We start from the raw sequence: 18,873 nt of genomic DNA, 5'->3' as shown, positions 1-18,873 counted from the left end.
CTCTGAACTATTTTTGAAATGTTTATGAAATTACATGTGATTTATTGTGTCACAAAGCACTGGGCTTTATACCCTCTTTATTGCGTTTCTTCCAGCGTCTTGGCGAGTTCTTTGCCGATTTTCTTCAGCTGGCCCGCTTGCGAGGCGATCACGTGCCCGTCCTCGCTCATCAGCTTATCGTATACAGGTATGACACCTGCATACAGCTGGCTGTACCGAAGCAGCATGTCTTTCTCCGCATCGGTGAGGAGACGGTTGCCGCCGATTTGCCACTCTGTGATTACATTAACCAGATCACCGACCGGTTTAAGCGGATCGACGGCACCGTCCCCAAATGTTTTTGCCAGCCGGTCGTGAGCATACGACGCCGAATAAGCCGCCAGCTTGAGGGCGTTCAGCTCATCGGTGCGCGAACTGCCAGCCGCATCCGCCAGGGACGTTCCCAGCACCTGCATTTGAAACTGGGCCACCTCGAACAGCATCCTTTCGGCATTCTCTCCTTCGGTATGAGGCCACATCATCCGGTATCCTTGGTAGACAAGGCTGACAAGCAGTACCAGCAGCAGACCAACAAACAGCAAATCCCTCTGTTTTCTCCTTCTCACGCTTAAGCGAACCTCCCTGTTAACAAGCTTACTACTCATTGTATGGGGGTCCAAAAAAACAAATAACCATGGAGATGTCCATGGTTATGATTTAGATATCGTTATTCGTGCCGCGAAGTTACACCAGCTCGGTCTGTTTCAGTTCAGGGGTTTCTACCGTCAATTCACCCAAACCGCGCACCAGTTTCTTGGCGTAAGTTTTCTCAGGTTTCAATACGGATACCAGGTAATCAATGGCCAACTGTGGATCTACCGTCTCACCGCAAGTGTAGCAGTCGATCGCTGCGAATCCTCTCTCAGGATACGTGTGGATCGAGAGGTGGCTTTCTGACAACAATACGAGTACTGTAGCGCCTTGTGGTTCAAACTGCTTGGATTGTACCGACATGACTGTAGCACCGCATGCTTCGGCTGCCTCAACCATTTGAGTCTGCAGAAATTCCGCGTCATTCAGCATGTCAAAATCTACACCCCAAGTATCAACAGCAACGTGTCTTCCGAAAGTTGAATATTCCATCCTTCGGTTCCCCCTTCCTAGGAATAAAATGTTTGAAAATTTCATCCGCTAGGACCTACGTCATTCACTTCCCGAGGGAATAATCTCTCGCAACATTCAATGTCCTGAGTGAATCCTGGTTCCTATATAATTCTTTTCAACGAGATTAAAAATAACATCTATCCGCCCTAATTGCAACCCTTTTTTATCCTTTGCAAATAATTATTTTCAGCCACTCATCCCCGCGTCACCCGCCCCGTTTTACCGGGCATTTAAGACGTAAAAAGAACCCTTCAGTTACCGAAGGGTTCTCTTTCTCCGAGGCCATCTCAAGCCTCAAGTGCAAACCATTTATGTGTGGTGAGGCGCAGTTTCTGGTCAATAACAGCAATCTGTTCAGGGGTCACCGCTTTGTTCCGTTCATCGAGCCAAAAATTAATATCTTGGTACAAACGGGATATTTCCTGTTCGACCTCGGTGAGCTGGAACATTCGCTGGAGTTCTCCGGCCGTATGCTTATATTCATACACCAGCTTACTCTGGGAAGTCGTAACTTCCGCAATTTTGCGAACCGAGCCTTTTTCATAATAATACATCATCGTGAATCCTTGATAAATGCGATTGACGATTCCGTCTCCTTTGCAGGCGACGAACAGTTTGCGGACCGCGTTTGTCAGATGAGGGTTCACCAAGCGGCAAGACAATTCACAGATGTATAACGAACCTTTACGCTCCAGAGGGAGATGAACCGCCTCGCCGCTTTCGTCTTCAAGCACAATTTCTTGTCCTCCGCCGTCCAGTACTTTCACATAAGAATGCACATGACAGCTTTCCGCCGAATGCAAAAATTGGTTCAATTGCTGCTCCGTCATTTGTAAAGTCGTTTGAACATACTCTGTGGCTAACCGCTGAGCCATAAAAATCTCCTCAATTCTTTTTTATGATTACAGAACGATGTGCTCCAGCACGTTTCGATTCTATAATCGCAAGAAAAATTTCCGCCGGACATGGCGGGTGAAGATCGTTAAAGGAGCTCAAGGCCTCTTTAAACAACCTTTAGTATTATTATACAGCACATCCTCGAGCATTGGCTTGCTGAGCAAACCATGAATTTCCTTCATATTTCATAAAATAACGGATTAAACCGGATTGTAGCCGAAAAATCTTATGGGATGCTCACTTTCCTCCCGCGAAAAGTCTGAATCCCTATAGTATACAGCGAATTTATCGCATTTTCGTTAGGTTCAGGCGTTACGGGTTCTCCTGCTGCTGCCCTTCCTGCGGAACCGCCCCGGACTGCGGAGAGTCGCCGTTTTCCGTAAATGACTGGATCACAGCCCATAACTCTTCTTTACCCACACCCAGCTCCGAAGAAAACATGACGAACAAATCAGTGCTGCGGAGAAGGAGGCTCTCCTTCATTTGCTTGACATGCTTCTGCCAGCGGCTCTTCGGTATTTTATCCGCTTTCGTAGCCACGACGCAGATCGGAATGTCATAATGCTGAAGCCAGTCATACATCATGACGTCATCCTTGGTCGGCGGGTGGCGAAGATCCACCACCATGAGAACCAGCTTCAGCGTCTGCCGCTCCAGCATGTATTTCTCAATCATCTTGCCCCAGGCCGCCCGCTGCGTCTTGGACACTTTGGCGTAGCCGTACCCTGGGAAGTCCACAAAATACAAAGCCTCATTAATACGATAGTAGTTCATATGCTGGGTTTTGCCCGGGGTCGAGCTTGTTCTCGCCAGGTTCTTCCGATTGATCATCCGGTTGATGAGCGAGGACTTGCCGACATTGGAACGCCCTGCCAGAGCAATCTCCGGCAAGGCGTCCACAGGATATTGGTCAGGGCCGACGGCGCTGATAATAAATTCTGCATTCGTAACTTTCATGTTAAATTAAACCCTCTCTAGTGCACTCCCGCCTGCTCCACCAGTGCATGCTTCAGCACCTGGTCCATATGGGACACCGGAACAAACTCCACTTCTTCTTTGACACTGTCCGGAATCTCGCGCAGATCCCGCTCGTTGTCTTTGGGGAGCAGTATTTTTTTATAGCCGGCGCGGTGCGCTGCCAGCGATTTCTCCTTCAGTCCGCCGATCGGCAGCACCCGGCCGCGCAGGGTGATTTCACCGGTCATGGCGATGTCTTTGGAGACATGTTTCTTGGTCAGGGCCGACACGAGGGCCGTGGCAATCGTAATGCCTGCCGAAGGTCCATCTTTCGGAATCGCCCCTTCAGGGATATGAATATGGATATCATTCTTCTCATGAAAATCGGGGTCGATGCCAAGCTCATCGGCTTTGGCACGCGTGTAGCTGAAAGCGGCCTGCGCCGATTCCTTCATCACGTCCCCCAATTGGCCGGTCAGGGTCAGCTTGCCGGATCCCGGCACGACCGTGACTTCGACCATTAATGTTACCCCGCCGACCTCGGTCCAGGCCAGGCCGGTTACCGCACCAATCTGATCCTCCAGATCGGCGACGCCATATCTGAAGTTCGGACTGCCTAAATAGTCCTTGACATCGTCCGGCTCAATGGTAATTTTATCGGTCTCTTCGGATACGATGATCTTCGCAGCCTTCCGGCACAGCGCCGCGACCTGCTGCTCCAGGTTCCGTACGCCGGATTCCCGGGTGTACTCGCGGACCACTTTCATGAGCGCCTCTTCCCCGATCTCCAGCTGGTCTTCGTTCAGGCCATGCTCTCGTTTCTGCTTCGGCAGCAGATAGCGCATGGCGATTTGAAGCTTCTCCAGTTCCGTATAACCCGGGATGTTGAGCACTTCCATCCGGTCCAGCAGCGGACGCGGAATATTATGAATGGCATTCGCCGTCGTAATAAACATTACTTGGGACAAGTCGAACGGAATCTCGATAAAATGGTCGCTGAACGTATTGTTCTGCTCCGGATCGAGCACTTCCAGCAGCGCCGAAGACGGGTCTCCCCGGAAATCCGAAGCCATCTTGTCGATCTCATCCAGCAGGAATACCGGGTTCAGTGCTCCCGCGTTTTTCATTCCCTGGATAATCCGCCCTGGCATCGCTCCCACATAGGTGCGCCGGTGACCGCGAATTTCCGCTTCATCCCGCACGCCCCCGAGCGATATCCGGACAAACTTGCGGTTCAGCGATTTGGCAATCGACCGGGCAAGCGAAGTTTTACCAACGCCCGGAGGTCCGACCAGGCACAAAATCGGCCCTTTCATCTTCTTCACCAGCTTCTGAACCGCCAGGTATTCGAGTACGCGCTCCTTCGGCTTGTCGAGGCTGTAATGATCCTCGTTGAGCACCTGCTCCGCCTTATGGATATCCAGATCGTCCTCGGTTTTAGCCGACCAGGGAAGGCCAAGCAGCCAATCGAGATAATTGCGGATCACGCCGCCTTCCGCCGAGCTTGCAGGCATTTTCTCGAGACGGTCGATTTCTTTCTCCACCTTCTCTTTGACCCTTTCGGGAAGCTCCTGCTTGTTCATCTGCTCACGCAGCTCTTCCACTTCTCCGGCGCGGCCTTCTTTCTCGCCCAGCTCCTTCTGAATCGCCTTCATCTGTTCGCGCAAATAATATTCCTTCTGCGTCTTTTCCATCTGCTTCTTGACGCGTTGGTTAATTTTGCGCTCGAGCTCCAGCACTTCGCGTTCGTTATTCAGAATATCGAGGAGTTTCTCGAGCCGTTTGCCAACGTCGACGGTCTCCAGAATATCCTGCTTATCCTTGATTTTTAACGACAGATGGCTCGTAATGACGTCGGCCAGCCTGCCGGGCTCGTCGATATCAGACACTGCGGCAAGCGTCTCGGGCGTTACCTTTTTCGATAAATTAATATAGTGCTCGAATTGACTGAGTACCGTACGCATCAGTGCATCCACTTCAGGATCGTCGCTGTCTTCCTCCTTCAGCTCGCGGGCAATGACTTCGTAATACTCTTCATTGTCCGTGTACTGAATGATCTCGGCGCGCTCCATCCCTTCCACCAGCACCCGGATGGTGCCGTTCGGAAGCTTCAGCATCTGTCTGACGTTGGCGACTGTGCCAACCCGGAAAATATCTTCCTGCGTTGGTTCTTCTATGTTCACCTCGGACTGAGAACAAAGGAGAATCAAATTATCTTCCACCATTGCTTTTTCCAGCGCTTTGACCGATTTCTCCCGGCCTACATCGAGATGCAGAACCATGCTCGGGTAGACTAGAAGGCCTCGCAAAGGCAGTAAAGGAAACCGGCGGCCTTTTGATTTACTGGGCCCCATCGCTTTTGCACCTCCAGCCGTTCTCAGGGTTATGACATTCGATTTTATTTTAGCAAATGTTCACATAAAACACCAATCTTTGTAGCCTGATCAGCAGGAGCCGGCATCCGTTATTTGGCTGTTACGCGCAGGCTTGGCATGCAGGAAGGAAGCTGAAGCTGCCGGGAATGTCTCCGGGGCCGCGCTGGGTTCGATCGTCTCCTCAGCGCTGCTGTCGACTTGACGGTCCAGCTCGCTTCCGAAAATATGCCCGAACGCTTCCTGGATCGACTCCACCGGAATGACGCGCAGTCCGTTCAAATCCTCGAACAGAGTCTGCCAGTTTTCCTTCGGAATGATCACTGTCGTCGCTCCTGCCTGGAAGGCCGCCTCGACTTTGGCGATAACGCCCCCGATCGGCTTCACTTTGCCGTGAATGCTGATTTCGCCCGTCATGGCCAGTCGATTGTCCACAGGCAGCCCTTTCATCGCCGAAACGATGGCGGTAGCCATGGCGACGCCGGCAGAAGGACCGTCAATCGGCGTTCCTCCAGGGAAATTGATATGCAGATCGTAATCGCCCGGCGAAAGACCCATGGAGCGCAGAACGGTCAGCACGTTTTCGATGGAACCCTTCGCCATGCTCTTGCGGCGCAGCGTTCTTGAACTGCCCCCGCCGATCTCTTCCTCTTCGACGACCCCGGTAATATTGTAGATACCTTGTCCTTTGGCGACAGGAACGGCAGTCACCTCGATTTCAAGCAGTGCTCCCATATTCGGACCGTACACGGCAAGGCCGTTGACCAGGCCAACCTGCGGACGCTCCGGAACCTTCCGGTCCGGACGGGGCTGAAGCTGGCTGCTGCTTGCTACCCATTCGACGTCGGAAGCCGACAGGGAGTCCCTTTTTTCCGTCAAAGCCAAACCTGCTGCCAGCTGAATGATATTGACCGCCTCGCGTCCGTTGGTGGCATACTGCTTCACAACCTCGACCGCCTCCGGGCATGGCTTCAGACCGATCTTTTGAATCGCATCTTCCGCAATGCGGCTGATCTCCTCAGGAAGCAGCGGGCGGAAAAAGATCTCCATACAGCGCGAACGCAGTGCCGGCGGAATTTCCTGCGGCGAGCGTGTCGTTGCCCCGACCAGACGAAAATCGGCCGGAAGGCCGTTCTGGAAAATATCGTGCACATAGGCCGGGGTGTTGCTGTCCTCCGAATTATAGTATGCACTTTCGAGCAGGACCTTACGGTCCTCCAGTACTTTTAACAATTTATTCATTTGGATCGGATGCAATTCCCCAATCTCGTCGACAAACAAAATTCCCCCGTGCGCTTTCGTAACCGCACCTGGCTTAGGCTGGGGAATGCCGGCGACTCCCATGGAGCCCGCCCCCTGATAGATTGGGTCATGGACCGATCCGATTAATGGATCGGCAATCCCTCGCTCGTCGAAACGGGCGGTGGTCGCATCGATTTCGGTAAATTTGGCGTCGGCTTTAAATGGCGAGGCCGGATTTTTTTTGGCCTCCTCCATCACGACCCGGGCGGCTGCGGTTTTCCCGACCCCCGGTGGCCCATAGATAATGACATGCTGCGGATTCCCGCTGCACAGCGCGGCCTTCAACGCACGAAGCCCGTCCTTCTGTCCGACGATATCCTGCAGCGACTGCGGTCTCGTTTTTTCGGCCAGCGGCTTGGTCAGCGAAACCGAACGCAGCTTGCGCAGCTTATCCATCTCTTTGCGTGATTCCCGATCCACCGCGGTGCGGTTCGTCTTCTGCCCGCGGAGCAAATTCCAAAAATAGACGCCGATGATGATCGCAAAGAAAAATTGTACCAGCATCATAATCATGGTTAAATCCATAGTAAATCCCTCCCGATTCTCAGTTCAGTGGCTTCTCCTCCGGCATGGTATTAGATTGATACATCATCTTGCCGGAAATAGGTTCGTTAGCCTGATACATGGTAGTATAGCCTTTTCACCCATGAGTAAACGGGATGGGCCGGGATTTTTGCATCTTTTTCGGAAAATTGTCCGCCCTCATTCAAAAAAGAAGCCGCAGCACTGCATAAGCAGGACTGCGGCTTCTTGCGGCAAAATTAGTGTTTGCGCCCCGGGATCGTTCCGGTTTCTTCGTATACTTTAACGATGCTGTCGATTTCCTTCTTCAATTCGTCCACCATCTCAGCTTCCGGCACTTTGCGGATCATCTCTCCGTAACGGAAAAGGAGTCCTTCGCCGCGACCGCCGGCGATGCCGATGTCCGCTTCACGCGCTTCGCCCGGACCGTTGACCGCGCAGCCAAGCACGGACACTTTAATCGGCACTTTCAGCTGGGAGATGTAGGCTTCCACTTCGTTGGCGATGGAGAACAAGTCGATGTCCAGCCGCCCGCAGGTCGGACAGGACACGAGCGTTGCGGCGTTCGAGATCAAGCCGAAGGTCTTGAGCAGCTCACGCGCCACTTTGACCTCTTCCACCGGATCTGCGCTCAGGGAAATACGCACGGTGCTGCCGATGCCCATCGAAAGCAGGGCGCCGATGCCCGCCGAGCTTTTGATCGTACCGGAGAACAGTGTTCCCGATTCGGTAATACCAAGGTGCAGCGGATAAGGAATCACTTCGGCCGCCTTACGGTAAGCTTCGATGGCCATCGGCACGTCGGAGGCTTTCAGAGACACGATAATATCGTGGAAGTCGAGCTCTTCCAAAATGCCTATGTGATATAGGGCACTTTCAACCATAGCTTCAGGCGTCGGATACCCGTATTTCTCCAGCAAATGAGCTTCGAGCGAACCGGCGTTGACGCCGATCCGGATCGGAATCCCGCGCTCTTTACAAGCCCGGACGACCGCTTCCACCTTCTCGCGGCTGCCGATATTGCCGGGGTTGATCCGGACTTTATCGATGCCGTTCTCGATGGCTTTCAGCGCCAGCTGGTAGTTAAAATGAATATCCGCAACGAGCGGAATATGAATGCGTTTCTTGATCTCTTTAATGGCTTCCGCCGCTTCCACATTGTTGACCGTAACCCGGACAATCTGGCAGCCGGCTTCTTCGAGCCGAAGGATTTCCGCCACCGTGGCTTCCACGTTTGCGGTCTTCGTCGTACACATGCTTTGGATAATGACTTCGTTGTTACCGCCAATCGTCAAATTACCGACCTTGACCGGCCGTGTGTCTTGTCTCAAAAACATGATTGTTCTCTCCCATAACGCCAAGACTCCACCCCGTCCCCGCGAAGCAAGCGGCAGGGCGGAAGTGGAGAATCGGCACCTAAATTTGGGAAAATGGCATCTGTTTTACAATAACAGATTACGCACTTTCCTCTTGTTTTTTATCTTTTTTGCTGATCAATTCCGGAATCATCTTCTCTTTGACAACCTGCTCCGTAATGATGCAGTCCTTGATATCCTCGCGGGAAGGAACCTCATACATTACGTCCAGCATGATGCCTTCAATGATGGCCCGAAGTCCGCGGGCACCCGTATTGCGTTTGATCGCTTCGCGGGCAATCGCTTCAAGGGCTTCCGGCTCGAATTTCAGCGTTACGTTATCCATTTCGAGCAGTTTCTGATACTGCTTCGTCAGCGCGTTCTTCGGCTCGGACAGAATACGCACTAGCGTCTTCTCATCGAGCGGCTCCAGCGTCGAAATGATCGGCAGACGTCCCACGAATTCAGGGATCAGGCCGAATTTTAGCAGGTCTTCCGGCAGAACTAGACCGAGGTATTCACCCGGTTTCAGATCTTTCTGGTTGTCGGTACCCGCGTTAAAGCCGATAACTTTCTTACCAATCCGGCGCTTGATCATTTGCTCCAGGCCGTCAAAGGCACCGCCGCAAATAAACAGGATGTTCGTCGTATCGATTTGGATAAACTCCTGGTGCGGATGCTTGCGCCCTCCTTGTGGCGGAACCGAAGCGACCGTTCCTTCCAGGATTTTCAGCAGCGCCTGCTGTACCCCTTCACCCGATACGTCACGGGTAATCGAAGGGTTCTCGGATTTACGCGCCACCTTGTCGATTTCGTCGATATAGATGATGCCGCGTTCCGCTTTTTCTACATCATAATCAGCTGCTTGAATCAGCTTCAGCAGGATGTTCTCAACGTCCTCGCCCACGTATCCGGCTTCCGTCAGGGAAGTCGCGTCGGCGATGGCGAACGGAACGTTCAAAATTTTGGCCATCGTCTGGGCAAGCAGTGTCTTACCCGAACCCGTTGGACCCAAAAGCAGGATGTTACTCTTCTGAAGCTCCACGTCTTCAATTTTGCTGCCGGTATTGATCCGTTTGTAGTGGTTGTACACGGCAACGGACAGCGATTTCTTCGCTTGTTCTTGACCGATGATATACTGGTCCAAAATATCGCAGATTTCCTTCGGTTTCGGAATATCCTTCAGATCCAGCTCTTCCTCATGTCCGAGCTCTTCCTCCACGATCTCCGTGCAGAGCTCGATACATTCGTCACATATATAAACACCGGGGCCAGCAACAAGCTTGCGCACTTGCTCCTGGGATTTCCCGCAAAAAGAGCACTTCAGCTGCCCTTTTTCATCGTTAAATTTAAACATGTAAACACCCCTTTAAGATTTAATCGGTGAAGTGAGAACCTGGTCAATTATGCCGTATGCTTTCGCTTCCTCCGCGCTCATGAAAAAGTCACGATCCGTATCGCGCTCAATTTTTTCAAGGGGCTGACCCGTGCGCTCCACGTAAATTTGATTGAGCTTTTCCCTGGTTTTAATAATCCAGCTCGCATGGATTTGGATGTCGGACGCCTGGCCCTGAACACCGCCGAGCGGCTGGTGAATCATGACCTCGCTGTTCGTCAGCGCAAAACGCTTGCCGGGTGCTCCGGCCGTCAACAGCAGAGATCCCATGCTCGCCGCCATACCAACGCAAATCGTGGATACATCAGGCTTGATAAACTGCATCGTATCATATATACCCATCCCCGCTGTGACAGAACCACCCGGTGAATTGATATACAAATGAATATCTTTCTCCGGATCCTCCGCAGCCAGGAACAATAATTGAGCTATGACGAGATTGGCAACATCATCATCAATCGCACTGCTCAGGAAGATAATGCGGTCCTTGAGCAATCTGGAGTAAATATCGTACGATCTCTCGCCTCTATTGGTTTGTTCTACAACCATAGGTATCAGACTCATGTGTCCAACCTCTTTTCCATGTAAAAGATGTGATGCGTGCTTCAATCAAGTTTACAGCACTATTCTAACATGTTCAAAGCACGATGTCATTTTTTCACTCCACACCATTTAATACAGTGTATGAGTTTTCTAACAATTATAACCCGAAACGGACTCTTGAATCGAATATGTATGGAAACAAAGCATCCATTTTCATGCAAGATTTAGATATAAATGGATACTTTTAGTTAAAAATAAGGCACGCAAATGAATATACGTGCCTTATCTCTCTATAGGTCCCTTATGTCAGCCTCCGCACTTAGATCAAATGCAGATGACCGCGTCCGTTTCCTTCTTATTTTTCTTCAGCAGTTTCAGCAGTTTCAGCAGTTTCTTCGGCTGCTTCCACTTCTTTGCTGTTCTCAACCAGGAGATCAACCGTTTTGCGAAGGGAAATTTCTTCGCGCAGGCTACCCAGCGAACCGTTTGCTGTAAGGATGTTGCGGATCTCGTCAGCAGTACGCTTGTAAGATTCAGCCATCACTTCCAGCTCTTTGTTGATGTCTTCCTCAGTTACTTCAATGTTCTCTTCTTTGGCGATTTGCTCCAGAACAAGGTTGTTGCGAACCCGTTTCTCGGCATCGTCCTTCATTTGCTCTTGCAGATCGGCCGTCGTTTGGCCAGAGAAGCTGAGGAACATTTCAAGGTTCATGCCTTGATTGCGCAGACGGTTGTCAAAATCACGCATCATGTTTTGAATTTCGCTGTCAATCATCGCTTGTGGAATTTCCACCTCGGCGTTGGCGGCAACTTTGTCTACGACAGCTGCTTCCTTATTGCCTTTGGCTTCTTGTTCCTTGCGGGCCAGAAGCTCTTTCTTCAGGTCTTCCTTGTACTCAGCGAGCGTTTCGAATTCACTTACGTCTTTGGCGAATTCGTCGTCCAGCTCAGGAAGCTGTTTGCGCTTGATTTCATGCACTTTCACTTTGAACACGGCTTTCTTGCCGGCCAGTTCTTCCGCATGATATGTCTCAGGGAAAGTCACTTCCACGTCTTTGAAGTCGCCAGTCGCCATGCCGACAACCTGCTCTTCAAATCCAGGAATGAACGTGCCGCTTCCCAGTTCCAGAGAATAACGCTCTGCTTGTCCGCCTTCGAAAGGAACGCCGTCAACAGATCCGTCGAAGTCGATCACGGCGACGTCTCCGTTCTCGGCAGCGCCTTCGTCGATAACAGACAGTTCGGCATGACGTTCTTGCAGACGCTTCAGTTCAGCGTCAAGCTCTTCGTCCGAAACCTCAACCTTTTGTACCGGAACTTCCACGCCTTTGTAGTCGCCCAAAGTCACTTCAGGCTTAACCGTTACTTTCGCTTTGAATTTGAACACTTCGCCTTTCGCGAATTGGTCAATCTCTACTTCAGGACGGTCTACAGGGAAGATGTCGGTTTGGTCGACAGCTTCTGTGTATACTTCAGGAAGCAAAATGTCGATTGCGTCTTGATACAGAGCTTCGACGCCATAACGGGCTTCGAAGATCGGCCGAGGCACTTTGCCTTTACGGAAACCAGGCACGTTAGCCTTTTTTACTACTTTATTAAAAGCTTTGTCGAGGGCTGCAGCTACGCGGTCTGCTTCCACTTCAACTTCAAGAACGCCAAGGTTCTTCTCTATTTTTTCCCAGGTTGCTTTCATTTTATGCTTTCCCCTCCAAAAATAATTCACATGTACTTAAGTTATCAGCACGCACAGAATAACCATTATAGTATAAACAACATTGCCGTGTTTTTCAAGGGCAAGCCCTTGGCAACTCTTCAGGTAAACGTTTCCGATCACCTACTCCTGCATGCCGGCCGACACGAACTGCCTGAAGCTTCGATAAGCCTGCTCAAAACGGAAGCGCATCGTGTCCGTGATCCCGTACATCGCCCGGGACTCCTCCTCGTTGCGGCTGCCTGTCAGGCTCTCAGTGACGATCTGATGCAGGGCAGCCGCCCAGATGTCGATCGTCGTGTCGTCCTCGTCAAGAATCGACCGGTAATCCTCCGTTCCATAGATCGCCATAATAAACTGCGACCACAGCTCCTGGGCAAAATAATACAGCGTCGGCTCCTGCACTTCGGTCTGCGCAGCCACGCGCTCCGTTACCATTGCCACCTGCGGCGGAAACTCCTCCGGCGTTAAGGGCACCGTCTCCATATCGACGCTGACCTGCTCCTGTCCGCGCTTAAACTGCACCGTGCCCTGCATACCGCGCTTGCGCAGCGTTTGAAGCACCCTGAACTGCAGCAGCGGATGAAGGCGAGCCTGCATCAGCCACCCCACCAGCTTGTCGTCAATATCCGAGCCTTCCAGATAGGACAGCTGCTCGAGAGCGAGCATGGTCTGCTCCGATAAAGGCTCTTCCATGGCGGTGTGCAGCAGCTTGTCGGCGTAATGCTGGTCTTCGGCCAGCTTGGCCCGCACGTTCTGCCGTTTCATTTCTTCCTCGTCGGGCTCCTCCTCATGCTCATCAGAGTCCAAGCCTGCGCCCTGCCCGCCGCCGTGATTCATATATTGTGGAAAAGCGGCTTCCAGCCATTCCAGAAGCGCCTGCCATTCTTCATAATGCCTCTCATCCTGCCCTTGGCACTGCAGCAGAAAACGCAAAAGCTCCATCGCTTCCCCGTACCGTTCATTTTCCAGCATGACGGTCAGCTGAATCTGATAGAAGTCGAGCGTCTTTGGAAAAAGAATGACGTTGTCCTTCGCTGGGGAAATATGTTCTTTAATATGTATTCCCTCCTTTCCCCGTGCTTGTGCAAATAATTGTTGATTATAGCATACCTCTTTCAACTTGAAAAAAAACATGTGAATGGACGGGGAATCCATTCGTTCTATGAAAAACGTATAGAAACCATTAATAATATAAACGGGGATTGAAACAACTTTTTTCTTATGCCCGGAGACAGATGAGGGGGGGCTTTGAGAAAGGAAAGAAAAACATGTTGATGTTATCACAAATATATGTTATGATCTTTCTTGCTTGAATTTTTCATGTCCCAGTAGCTCAGCTGGATAGAGCAACGGCCTTCTAAGCCGTCGGTCGGGGGTTCGAATCCCTCCTGGGACGTAAAATGACACCACTCTATGAGTGGTGTTTTTGCGTCCATAGGGATGAGAACCCCAGCAGGGGTTCGTCGGAGCATAAACATCGATAGCACCCGCTTCGCAGTCCGCCCGTTAAGGCGGTATCCCGAGCTGGGACGTTTGGAAGCTCTCCTTATTGGAGAGCTTTTTTAGTTCTAGGAGGGAATTGAGAACCTCATTAGGGGTTCGTCGGAGCATACGCTCCGGTAGCATCCACTTCGCAGTCCGCCCGCAGGGCGGTATCCCGAGCTGGGACGATTGATAAGCTCTCCTTATTGGAGAGCTTTTTTAGTTCTAGGAGGGAATTGAGAACCCCTCAAGGGGTTCGTTGAAGCATAAACATCGATAGCATCCGCTTCGCAGTCCGCCCGTCAGGGCGGTATCCCGAGCTGGGACGATTGATAAGCTCTCCTTATTGGAGAGCTTTTTTAGTTCTAGGAGGGAATTAAGAACCCCCTCCAGGGGTCGTCGGAGCATACGTACCGAGAATTTCCTCTTCCATAACCTTCCCCCCCATTCGCTCAGCTGAACACAAAAAAGAGGACCCCAGGGTTACCCCAAGGTCCTCTCTATTCCATGCTTGTTACAGCTTAACGATTTTGCCTGTGTCCTGCGATTCAAACGCGCCCAGGATGACGTTCAGGGAACGCAGACCTTCTTCGCCGGAAATTTGCGGCGGCGTGTTGGTCAGGATCGATTCCACGAACGCGTCGATGACGCCGCTCGGTACTTGCTTTTCGTTCGTCGCCATGGCGCCGACCTTGTACGTTTCCACAGTGCCGTTGGTCAGCTCGACGATAACCTCGTCGCCTTCAACGGTTCCGATCTTCATGCAGCCGTTTTCGCACCAGAGCACCGTACCGTTGTCGCCGGAACGGTAGTGCGTCCAGCTCGCCATCAGCGTGCCCACAGCTCCGCTCTTCATGCGCACGATGCAGGTCGCATTGTCGTCCACGTCCGTACCTTCTTTATGTACGGTACCGATAAAGCCGGCGACTTCCACGATTTCATCGTTCAGCAAATAGCGGATGAAGTCGGATTTGTGTACGCCAAGGTCGCCCATAGCGCCCATGATCGCTTCATCCTTGCGGAAGAACCAGCTGTCGCGTCCGTCGACGCTCCAGCTTTCCGGACCACCGTGGCCGAAAGACGTGCGGAACGTCAGCACTCTGCCGAGCTTGCCGGAATCCAGAATTTCTTTGGCCTTCACGTGCGGAGGCATGAGGCGCTGATTGTGGCCCACCATCAGGAAGACGCCGTTTTTGCGGGCCGCTTCGATCATCTGCTCCCCTTCTTCCTTCGTGGTCGCCATCGGCTTTTCCACCAGGACGTGAAGCCCGGCATTCGCTGCATCGATGCTCATCGAAGCGTGAAGGTAGTTCGGTGTACATACGCTGACTGCGTCAAGCTTCTCGTTCTTCAGCAGTTCCTTGTAGTCGGTGTATGCTTTGGCACCATATTGTGCCGCCACCTCTTCAGCGCGCTCCTTGAGCGGATCCGCGAAAGCAACCAGCTCCACATTCGGGTTCGCTGCGTATTCAGGAATATGTCTGCGCTGGGCGATGGCGCCGCAGCCGAAAACCGCTACTCTAATTTTATTCATGGATACAAATCTCCCTTTCTTCGGCTCTGATCTTCATTAAATTAAAATTGGTTCAGGTAGTTCTGTTTCAGCCAGTTCATGCTGTTCTCCACACTTTGCAGGGGAGGATTCTGGCACACGTCCTGCTCGACGATCAGCCACTGCGTACCAGCATCGGTAGCGGCCTGAATGACGCCCGGCAAATTCACGTCCCCTTGACCAAGCTCAAGCGTCTTCATGTTGCCTTCGGCATCCCTGCTAAAGTCCTTCAGGTGAAGGAGCGGCAGGCGTCCGGCATATTTCGGGATATAGGTGAGCGGATCCTGTCCGGCAAACTGTACCCAGCATACGTCCATTTCCACTTGAACAGCTTCAGGCGAAGTGGAGGAATACATAGCGTCGAATACAAACTCGCCGTCAATCTTGTCCGCGAATTCAAAATCGTGGTTGTGATATCCGAAGGTCAATCCTTGTTTGCACGCCTCAGTACCCACTTCCTCCAGGAAAGCAAACAGTTCCTTCCACTGCTCGATGTTCTCCCGGTCTTCCGGTGCAACGTAAGGACACATCATCGTTGTCGCGCCGATCGTTTTCAGGTAATCGATCTCTTTCTGCAGGTCGGCCCGAAGCAGATGCAAGCCCACATGAGCGCCGATCGCTTGAAGACCAAGCTCTTGAAGAAGCGTTTTCATTTCTTCAGCAGGAATGTCACCGTATCCGGCAAACTCCACACCTTCGTACCCAAGCTCAGCCACTTTGCGAAGCGTTCCCCGGAAATCCTTAGCCGTTTCATCACGAAGCGTATACAATTGCAAGCCAATGTTCAATTTTTTCATAAAAAGGGCACCTCGTTTCCCATTAAAATGATTGCTCTATCTGCTACTATCATACATGCAAGTAAGCTAAAATGAACATAAACAATATGATTGCAACATGAACTATTTGCTTGTTTTTTTGAGAAAGGGGAGTACATGATGGAAGCCAGACTGCTGATTTGCGATTACTCCTACCATTTCCAGCAGTTCAGCAACAGCCACCGCGCGGGCTTGACGACCTATTTGTTCCGGCTGCAGACGGAAGGATCCTGCACCGTATTCTGCAACGGTACCGATTACCATGTCCAAGGCGGGGACCTGCTGCTGCTGAAACCGGGAGACGAATACGAGCTTATGGTGCATGAAGATGCCGGCGGGGGACGCGTCTCGAGCGGGGATTATTTTCTGTTTTGCGAAGGCGGCTGGATCGATGCCTGGTGGAGCCGGATGAGCCGGCCGGTTGTCAGCCGGATTGGCAGCGACGATCGCCTACTCGGTCTGTGGAGGCAGCTGCTGCTAGAAAAAAGGCGCGGCCTGGAGGGGGAGAACGTGGAGCTCACCGGTTACCTGCTGCGAAGCTTGTGCCTTTGCCTGGACCGGGCCATCACGGAAACGAAGCCGGCGAACCGCACCGCTTATACCGCGCTGAGGCTGAAGCGTTTCGTCGAGGAGCATGCCACCGTTACCTTTAAATTGGAGGAAGCCGCCGCCCATGTTGGCCTGAGCCTGTCCAGAGCCGTCAAAATCTTCAAGGAGCAGTACGGCAAAACGATGATCCAATACGCCTTGGAAATCCGGCTGAACGCCGCCATCGAACGGATGAAATACAGCACCATGACCCAGGAGGAGATCGCTGAAACCTGCGGTTTTGCCAGCTACTCTTACTATCACCGCGTGTTCCGCAGCACCTACGGGATGTCGCCGGCCCAATACAGGGAGAGCTTCGCACCTGACGCCAAGCCGCAGCCGGACAAATAAACGGTTATACCAAAAAGCAACCCGCACGGTATGAACCGTTGACGGATTGCCTGATTTTACGCGAGCAGATTGTTTTCGATCATTGAACATCCACCCTATCCTTTGGTGGAGCCGGCCACCATGCCCTTCATGATTTTCTCCTGAAGGATCAGATAGATGACGATCGTTGGAAGCACCGCGATGGCCATCGCCCCCATCGTCAGGCTGTAATCCGTGCCGAAACCGTCCGAGAAAAGGGACAGGCTGAGCGGCAGCGTCTTCAGTGCCTGCGTGTTGATAAAGACGAGTGCAAAGGAAAAGTCGTTCCAAAACCGCAGAAACGCCAGAATCGAAATCGTCGCCACGATCGGCGTGCAGAGCGGCAGGATCATCCGGCCGAATATTCCCCACCATCCGCTGCCGTCGATCATCGCCGCCTCTTCAATCTCTTTCGGGATCGAGGACATGTAGGCCATGGACAGAAAAACGGCGATCGGCAGCTCAAACGCTGTATAAGGCAGAATGAGCGCACCGTAGGTGTCGAGGAGACCCATGTTTTTCATCATGATAAACAAGGGAACCAGCGTGCTGTGGATCGGAATCAGAAGCCCCATCGTAAACAGCACGACGACGACTTTTTTTAACGGGAACGAAAATCTCGACAGCACATACCCCGCAAGCACGCTGAGCAGGACAGTCAGGATGACCGCCGAGACCGTAACCACCGCGGAGTTCAGCATCGCCCTTCCCATATTCCCCAGATCCCAAGCCCTCACCAGGTTTTGCGCCATCCACTGTTTCGGCAGTCCATACGGATTGGCAAAGAAGTCCTGGTTTGTTTTAAAGGCGCTCGTAAACAGCCAGTACAGCGGATACAGCGTAACGACGGCATACGCCAGCAGGATCAGCTTGCCGAAGCCGGCCAGCCCTTTGAAGACGGCTCTTTTGCCCGTGCCGCTCCGGGAAGCGGCCGTAATCGTTGCATTCATCCTTGCTTCTCCTCCCCTCAGCTGCTTTTGCGGCGCGTCGCCAAATAGTTCAAGGCGATGAGCACCGCGCTGACGATCATGATCATGGTGGACACGGCCGAGCCGTAACCGTACCGGTAAACGCTGAACGTGCTGTTGTACATGTACGTCGCCAGCAGCTCGGTTGACCGCGCCGGCCCCCCGCCCGTCATGACGATGACATGGTCGAAGGCTTTCAGGCTTCCGGAGATGCAAAGTACGATCGTGACGACCACCGTCCCCCAAATGATGGGGAGAGTGACGTGAATCAGCTTGTTCCAGCCGGCGGAGCCGTCGATTTTGGCCGCGTCGTGGATTTCGGGTGAAATATTTTGCAGCGCCGCGACAAAAATGACCAGGTAGGGGCCGATGTTCGCCCAGTTGATCGGAATGGATATGGCCAGCATGTTGACCTTCGGGTCAGACAGCCAGGCCCGGGTCCAGGAGTGGAGGCCGAGCAGATCCAGCACATGGTTCGCAACCCCGAACTGCGGGTGATAAATGTATCCCCAGATGAGGCCGACCACGACGGTCGACAGCACCATCGGCATAAAAACGGCCGAACGGACAAACCGGGAAAACAACGAGTTCTTGAACAATACGATGGCTAAAACGAGCGCGACCGGAACCTGGCCGACGATCGACGATACGACCAAAATCAGATTGTTGCGCAGCGCCCGCCAGAAAATCGGATCCCGGAACATCTCCTTATAATTGTCCAGCCCGATGAATTTGGCGTCGCCAAAGCCTTTCCAGCTGAAAAACCCGTAATACGCCGACCAGAACACCGGAATAATGACGAAGATCAAAAACAGCAGAAGCGCCGGAAGAAGAGCTAGCGCTATGAATCCTTTACTTCGCATCGCTGTTGGCATGGCAGCTTCCTCCCTTTCTCATG

The 18,873-nt window shown here is 52.2% G+C and carries 16 protein-coding genes and 1 tRNA gene; 2 read left to right on the top strand and 15 right to left on the bottom strand.

Translation table 11 applies throughout. The annotated features are described in order from the left end of the window. Nucleotides 1-77: 77 nt before the first annotated feature. The 11 genes from KI379_RS31715 to KI379_RS31665 form a co-directional block, all read right to left on the bottom strand. Complete coding sequence (locus tag KI379_RS31715) at nucleotides 78-605, bottom strand: hypothetical protein (protein WP_212986023.1); 528 nt, start codon at nucleotides 603-605, stop codon at nucleotides 78-80. Between the two features lie 118 nt (nucleotides 606-723). Further along, nucleotides 724-1,122, bottom strand: a complete 399-nt coding sequence (gene speD, locus KI379_RS31710; protein WP_076174352.1) for an adenosylmethionine decarboxylase — start codon at nucleotides 1,120-1,122, stop codon at nucleotides 724-726. Between the two features lie 308 nt (nucleotides 1,123-1,430). Continuing rightward, nucleotides 1,431-2,018 carry a non-ribosomal peptide synthetase module gene (locus KI379_RS31705; protein ID WP_089548382.1) on the bottom strand — a complete coding sequence of 196 codons (588 nt, stop codon included), beginning with the start codon at nucleotides 2,016-2,018 and terminating at the stop codon, nucleotides 1,431-1,433. Between the two features lie 334 nt (nucleotides 2,019-2,352). Next, nucleotides 2,353-2,997, bottom strand: coding sequence for a ribosome biogenesis GTP-binding protein YihA/YsxC (gene yihA, locus KI379_RS31700; RefSeq protein WP_089548383.1), 645 nt, complete (start codon nucleotides 2,995-2,997; stop codon nucleotides 2,353-2,355). 17 nt (nucleotides 2,998-3,014) lie between these two features. Next, a complete protein-coding gene (gene lon / locus KI379_RS31695; RefSeq protein WP_163881424.1) occupies nucleotides 3,015-5,351 on the bottom strand; it encodes an endopeptidase La in 2,337 nt (778 codons plus the stop codon). Between the two features lie 90 nt (nucleotides 5,352-5,441). Next, nucleotides 5,442-7,196, bottom strand: a complete 1,755-nt coding sequence (lonB, locus tag KI379_RS31690) for an ATP-dependent protease LonB (protein ID WP_145029139.1) — start codon at nucleotides 7,194-7,196, stop codon at nucleotides 5,442-5,444. Nucleotides 7,197-7,432: 236 nt separating this feature from the next. Further along, nucleotides 7,433-8,530 carry a flavodoxin-dependent (E)-4-hydroxy-3-methylbut-2-enyl-diphosphate synthase gene (gene ispG, locus KI379_RS31685; RefSeq protein WP_076174340.1) on the bottom strand — a complete coding sequence of 366 codons (1,098 nt, stop codon included), beginning with the start codon at nucleotides 8,528-8,530 and terminating at the stop codon, nucleotides 7,433-7,435. 118 nt (nucleotides 8,531-8,648) lie between these two features. Continuing rightward, nucleotides 8,649-9,905, bottom strand: a complete 1,257-nt coding sequence (clpX, locus tag KI379_RS31680) for an ATP-dependent protease ATP-binding subunit ClpX (RefSeq protein WP_076174338.1) — start codon at nucleotides 9,903-9,905, stop codon at nucleotides 8,649-8,651. A 12-nt stretch (nucleotides 9,906-9,917) separates the two neighbouring features. Then, nucleotides 9,918-10,508, bottom strand: a complete 591-nt coding sequence (gene clpP, locus KI379_RS31675; RefSeq protein WP_076174335.1) for an ATP-dependent Clp endopeptidase proteolytic subunit ClpP — start codon at nucleotides 10,506-10,508, stop codon at nucleotides 9,918-9,920. Nucleotides 10,509-10,842: 334 nt separating this feature from the next. Then, entirely contained in the window at nucleotides 10,843-12,180 is a 1,338-nt protein-coding gene (gene tig, locus KI379_RS31670) for a trigger factor (RefSeq protein ID WP_212986022.1), read from the bottom strand. A 141-nt stretch (nucleotides 12,181-12,321) separates the two neighbouring features. Beyond that, complete coding sequence (locus KI379_RS31665; RefSeq protein ID WP_208629382.1) at nucleotides 12,322-13,263, bottom strand: hypothetical protein; 942 nt, start codon at nucleotides 13,261-13,263, stop codon at nucleotides 12,322-12,324. 260 nt (nucleotides 13,264-13,523) lie between these two features. Between KI379_RS31665 and KI379_RS31660 the strand changes: the two genes are divergently transcribed. Beyond that, a tRNA-Arg gene (locus tag KI379_RS31660) sits at nucleotides 13,524-13,597 on the top strand. Between the two features lie 600 nt (nucleotides 13,598-14,197). Here KI379_RS31660 and KI379_RS31655 read toward each other — a convergent pair. Together KI379_RS31655 and KI379_RS31650 are read right to left on the bottom strand one after the other, a co-directional pair. Further along, nucleotides 14,198-15,217 carry a Gfo/Idh/MocA family protein gene (locus KI379_RS31655; RefSeq protein ID WP_212986021.1) on the bottom strand — a complete coding sequence of 340 codons (1,020 nt, stop codon included), beginning with the start codon at nucleotides 15,215-15,217 and terminating at the stop codon, nucleotides 14,198-14,200. A 41-nt stretch (nucleotides 15,218-15,258) separates the two neighbouring features. After that, nucleotides 15,259-16,032, bottom strand: a complete 774-nt coding sequence (locus tag KI379_RS31650; RefSeq protein ID WP_212986020.1) for a sugar phosphate isomerase/epimerase family protein — start codon at nucleotides 16,030-16,032, stop codon at nucleotides 15,259-15,261. Nucleotides 16,033-16,170: 138 nt separating this feature from the next. Here KI379_RS31650 and KI379_RS31645 point away from each other — a divergent pair, with 138 nt between their 5' ends. After that, a complete protein-coding gene (locus tag KI379_RS31645) occupies nucleotides 16,171-16,989 on the top strand; it encodes a helix-turn-helix domain-containing protein (protein ID WP_076174292.1) in 819 nt (272 codons plus the stop codon). A gap of 95 nt (nucleotides 16,990-17,084) precedes the next feature. Here KI379_RS31645 and KI379_RS31640 read toward each other — a convergent pair whose 3' ends face one another. Then, nucleotides 17,085-17,957, bottom strand: coding sequence for a carbohydrate ABC transporter permease (locus tag KI379_RS31640; protein ID WP_076174289.1), 873 nt, complete (start codon nucleotides 17,955-17,957; stop codon nucleotides 17,085-17,087). A 17-nt stretch (nucleotides 17,958-17,974) separates the two neighbouring features. Further along, nucleotides 17,975-18,850, bottom strand: a complete 876-nt coding sequence (locus KI379_RS31635) for a carbohydrate ABC transporter permease (RefSeq protein WP_089548390.1) — start codon at nucleotides 18,848-18,850, stop codon at nucleotides 17,975-17,977. Nucleotides 18,851-18,873 lie beyond the last annotated feature (23 nt).

The sequence above is a fragment of the Paenibacillus cineris genome (assembly GCF_018333335.1).
GTDB lineage: Bacteria > Bacillota > Bacilli > Paenibacillales > Paenibacillaceae > Paenibacillus_AQ > Paenibacillus_AQ favisporus.
Note: the sequence above shows the minus strand (reverse complement) of the source record. Positions and strands in the feature narration are given on the sequence as shown.

Coding starts and splice junctions, on each gene's coding strand:
- KI379_RS31640 (WP_076174289.1), bottom strand. CDS start 17,957: ATGAATGCAACGATTACGGCCGCTTCCCGGAGCGGCACGGGCAAAAGA.
- KI379_RS31635 (WP_089548390.1), bottom strand. CDS start 18,850: ATGCCAACAGCGATGCGAAGTAAAGGATTCATAGCGCTAGCTCTTCTT.
- KI379_RS31645 (WP_076174292.1), top strand. CDS start 16,171: ATGGAAGCCAGACTGCTGATTTGCGATTACTCCTACCATTTCCAGCAG.
- speD (WP_076174352.1), bottom strand. CDS start 1,122: ATGGAATATTCAACTTTCGGAAGACACGTTGCTGTTGATACTTGGGGT.
- tig (WP_212986022.1), bottom strand. CDS start 12,180: ATGAAAGCAACCTGGGAAAAAATAGAGAAGAACCTTGGCGTTCTTGAA.
- KI379_RS31650 (WP_212986020.1), bottom strand. CDS start 16,032: ATGAAAAAATTGAACATTGGCTTGCAATTGTATACGCTTCGTGATGAA.
- clpP (WP_076174335.1), bottom strand. CDS start 10,508: ATGAGTCTGATACCTATGGTTGTAGAACAAACCAATAGAGGCGAGAGA.
- ispG (WP_076174340.1), bottom strand. CDS start 8,530: ATGTTTTTGAGACAAGACACACGGCCGGTCAAGGTCGGTAATTTGACG.
- KI379_RS31705 (WP_089548382.1), bottom strand. CDS start 2,018: ATGGCTCAGCGGTTAGCCACAGAGTATGTTCAAACGACTTTACAAATG.
- yihA (WP_089548383.1), bottom strand. CDS start 2,997: ATGAAAGTTACGAATGCAGAATTTATTATCAGCGCCGTCGGCCCTGAC.
- KI379_RS31655 (WP_212986021.1), bottom strand. CDS start 15,217: ATGAATAAAATTAGAGTAGCGGTTTTCGGCTGCGGCGCCATCGCCCAG.
- lonB (WP_145029139.1), bottom strand. CDS start 7,196: ATGGATTTAACCATGATTATGATGCTGGTACAATTTTTCTTTGCGATC.
- lon (WP_163881424.1), bottom strand. CDS start 5,351: ATGGGGCCCAGTAAATCAAAAGGCCGCCGGTTTCCTTTACTGCCTTTG.
- clpX (WP_076174338.1), bottom strand. CDS start 9,905: ATGTTTAAATTTAACGATGAAAAAGGGCAGCTGAAGTGCTCTTTTTGC.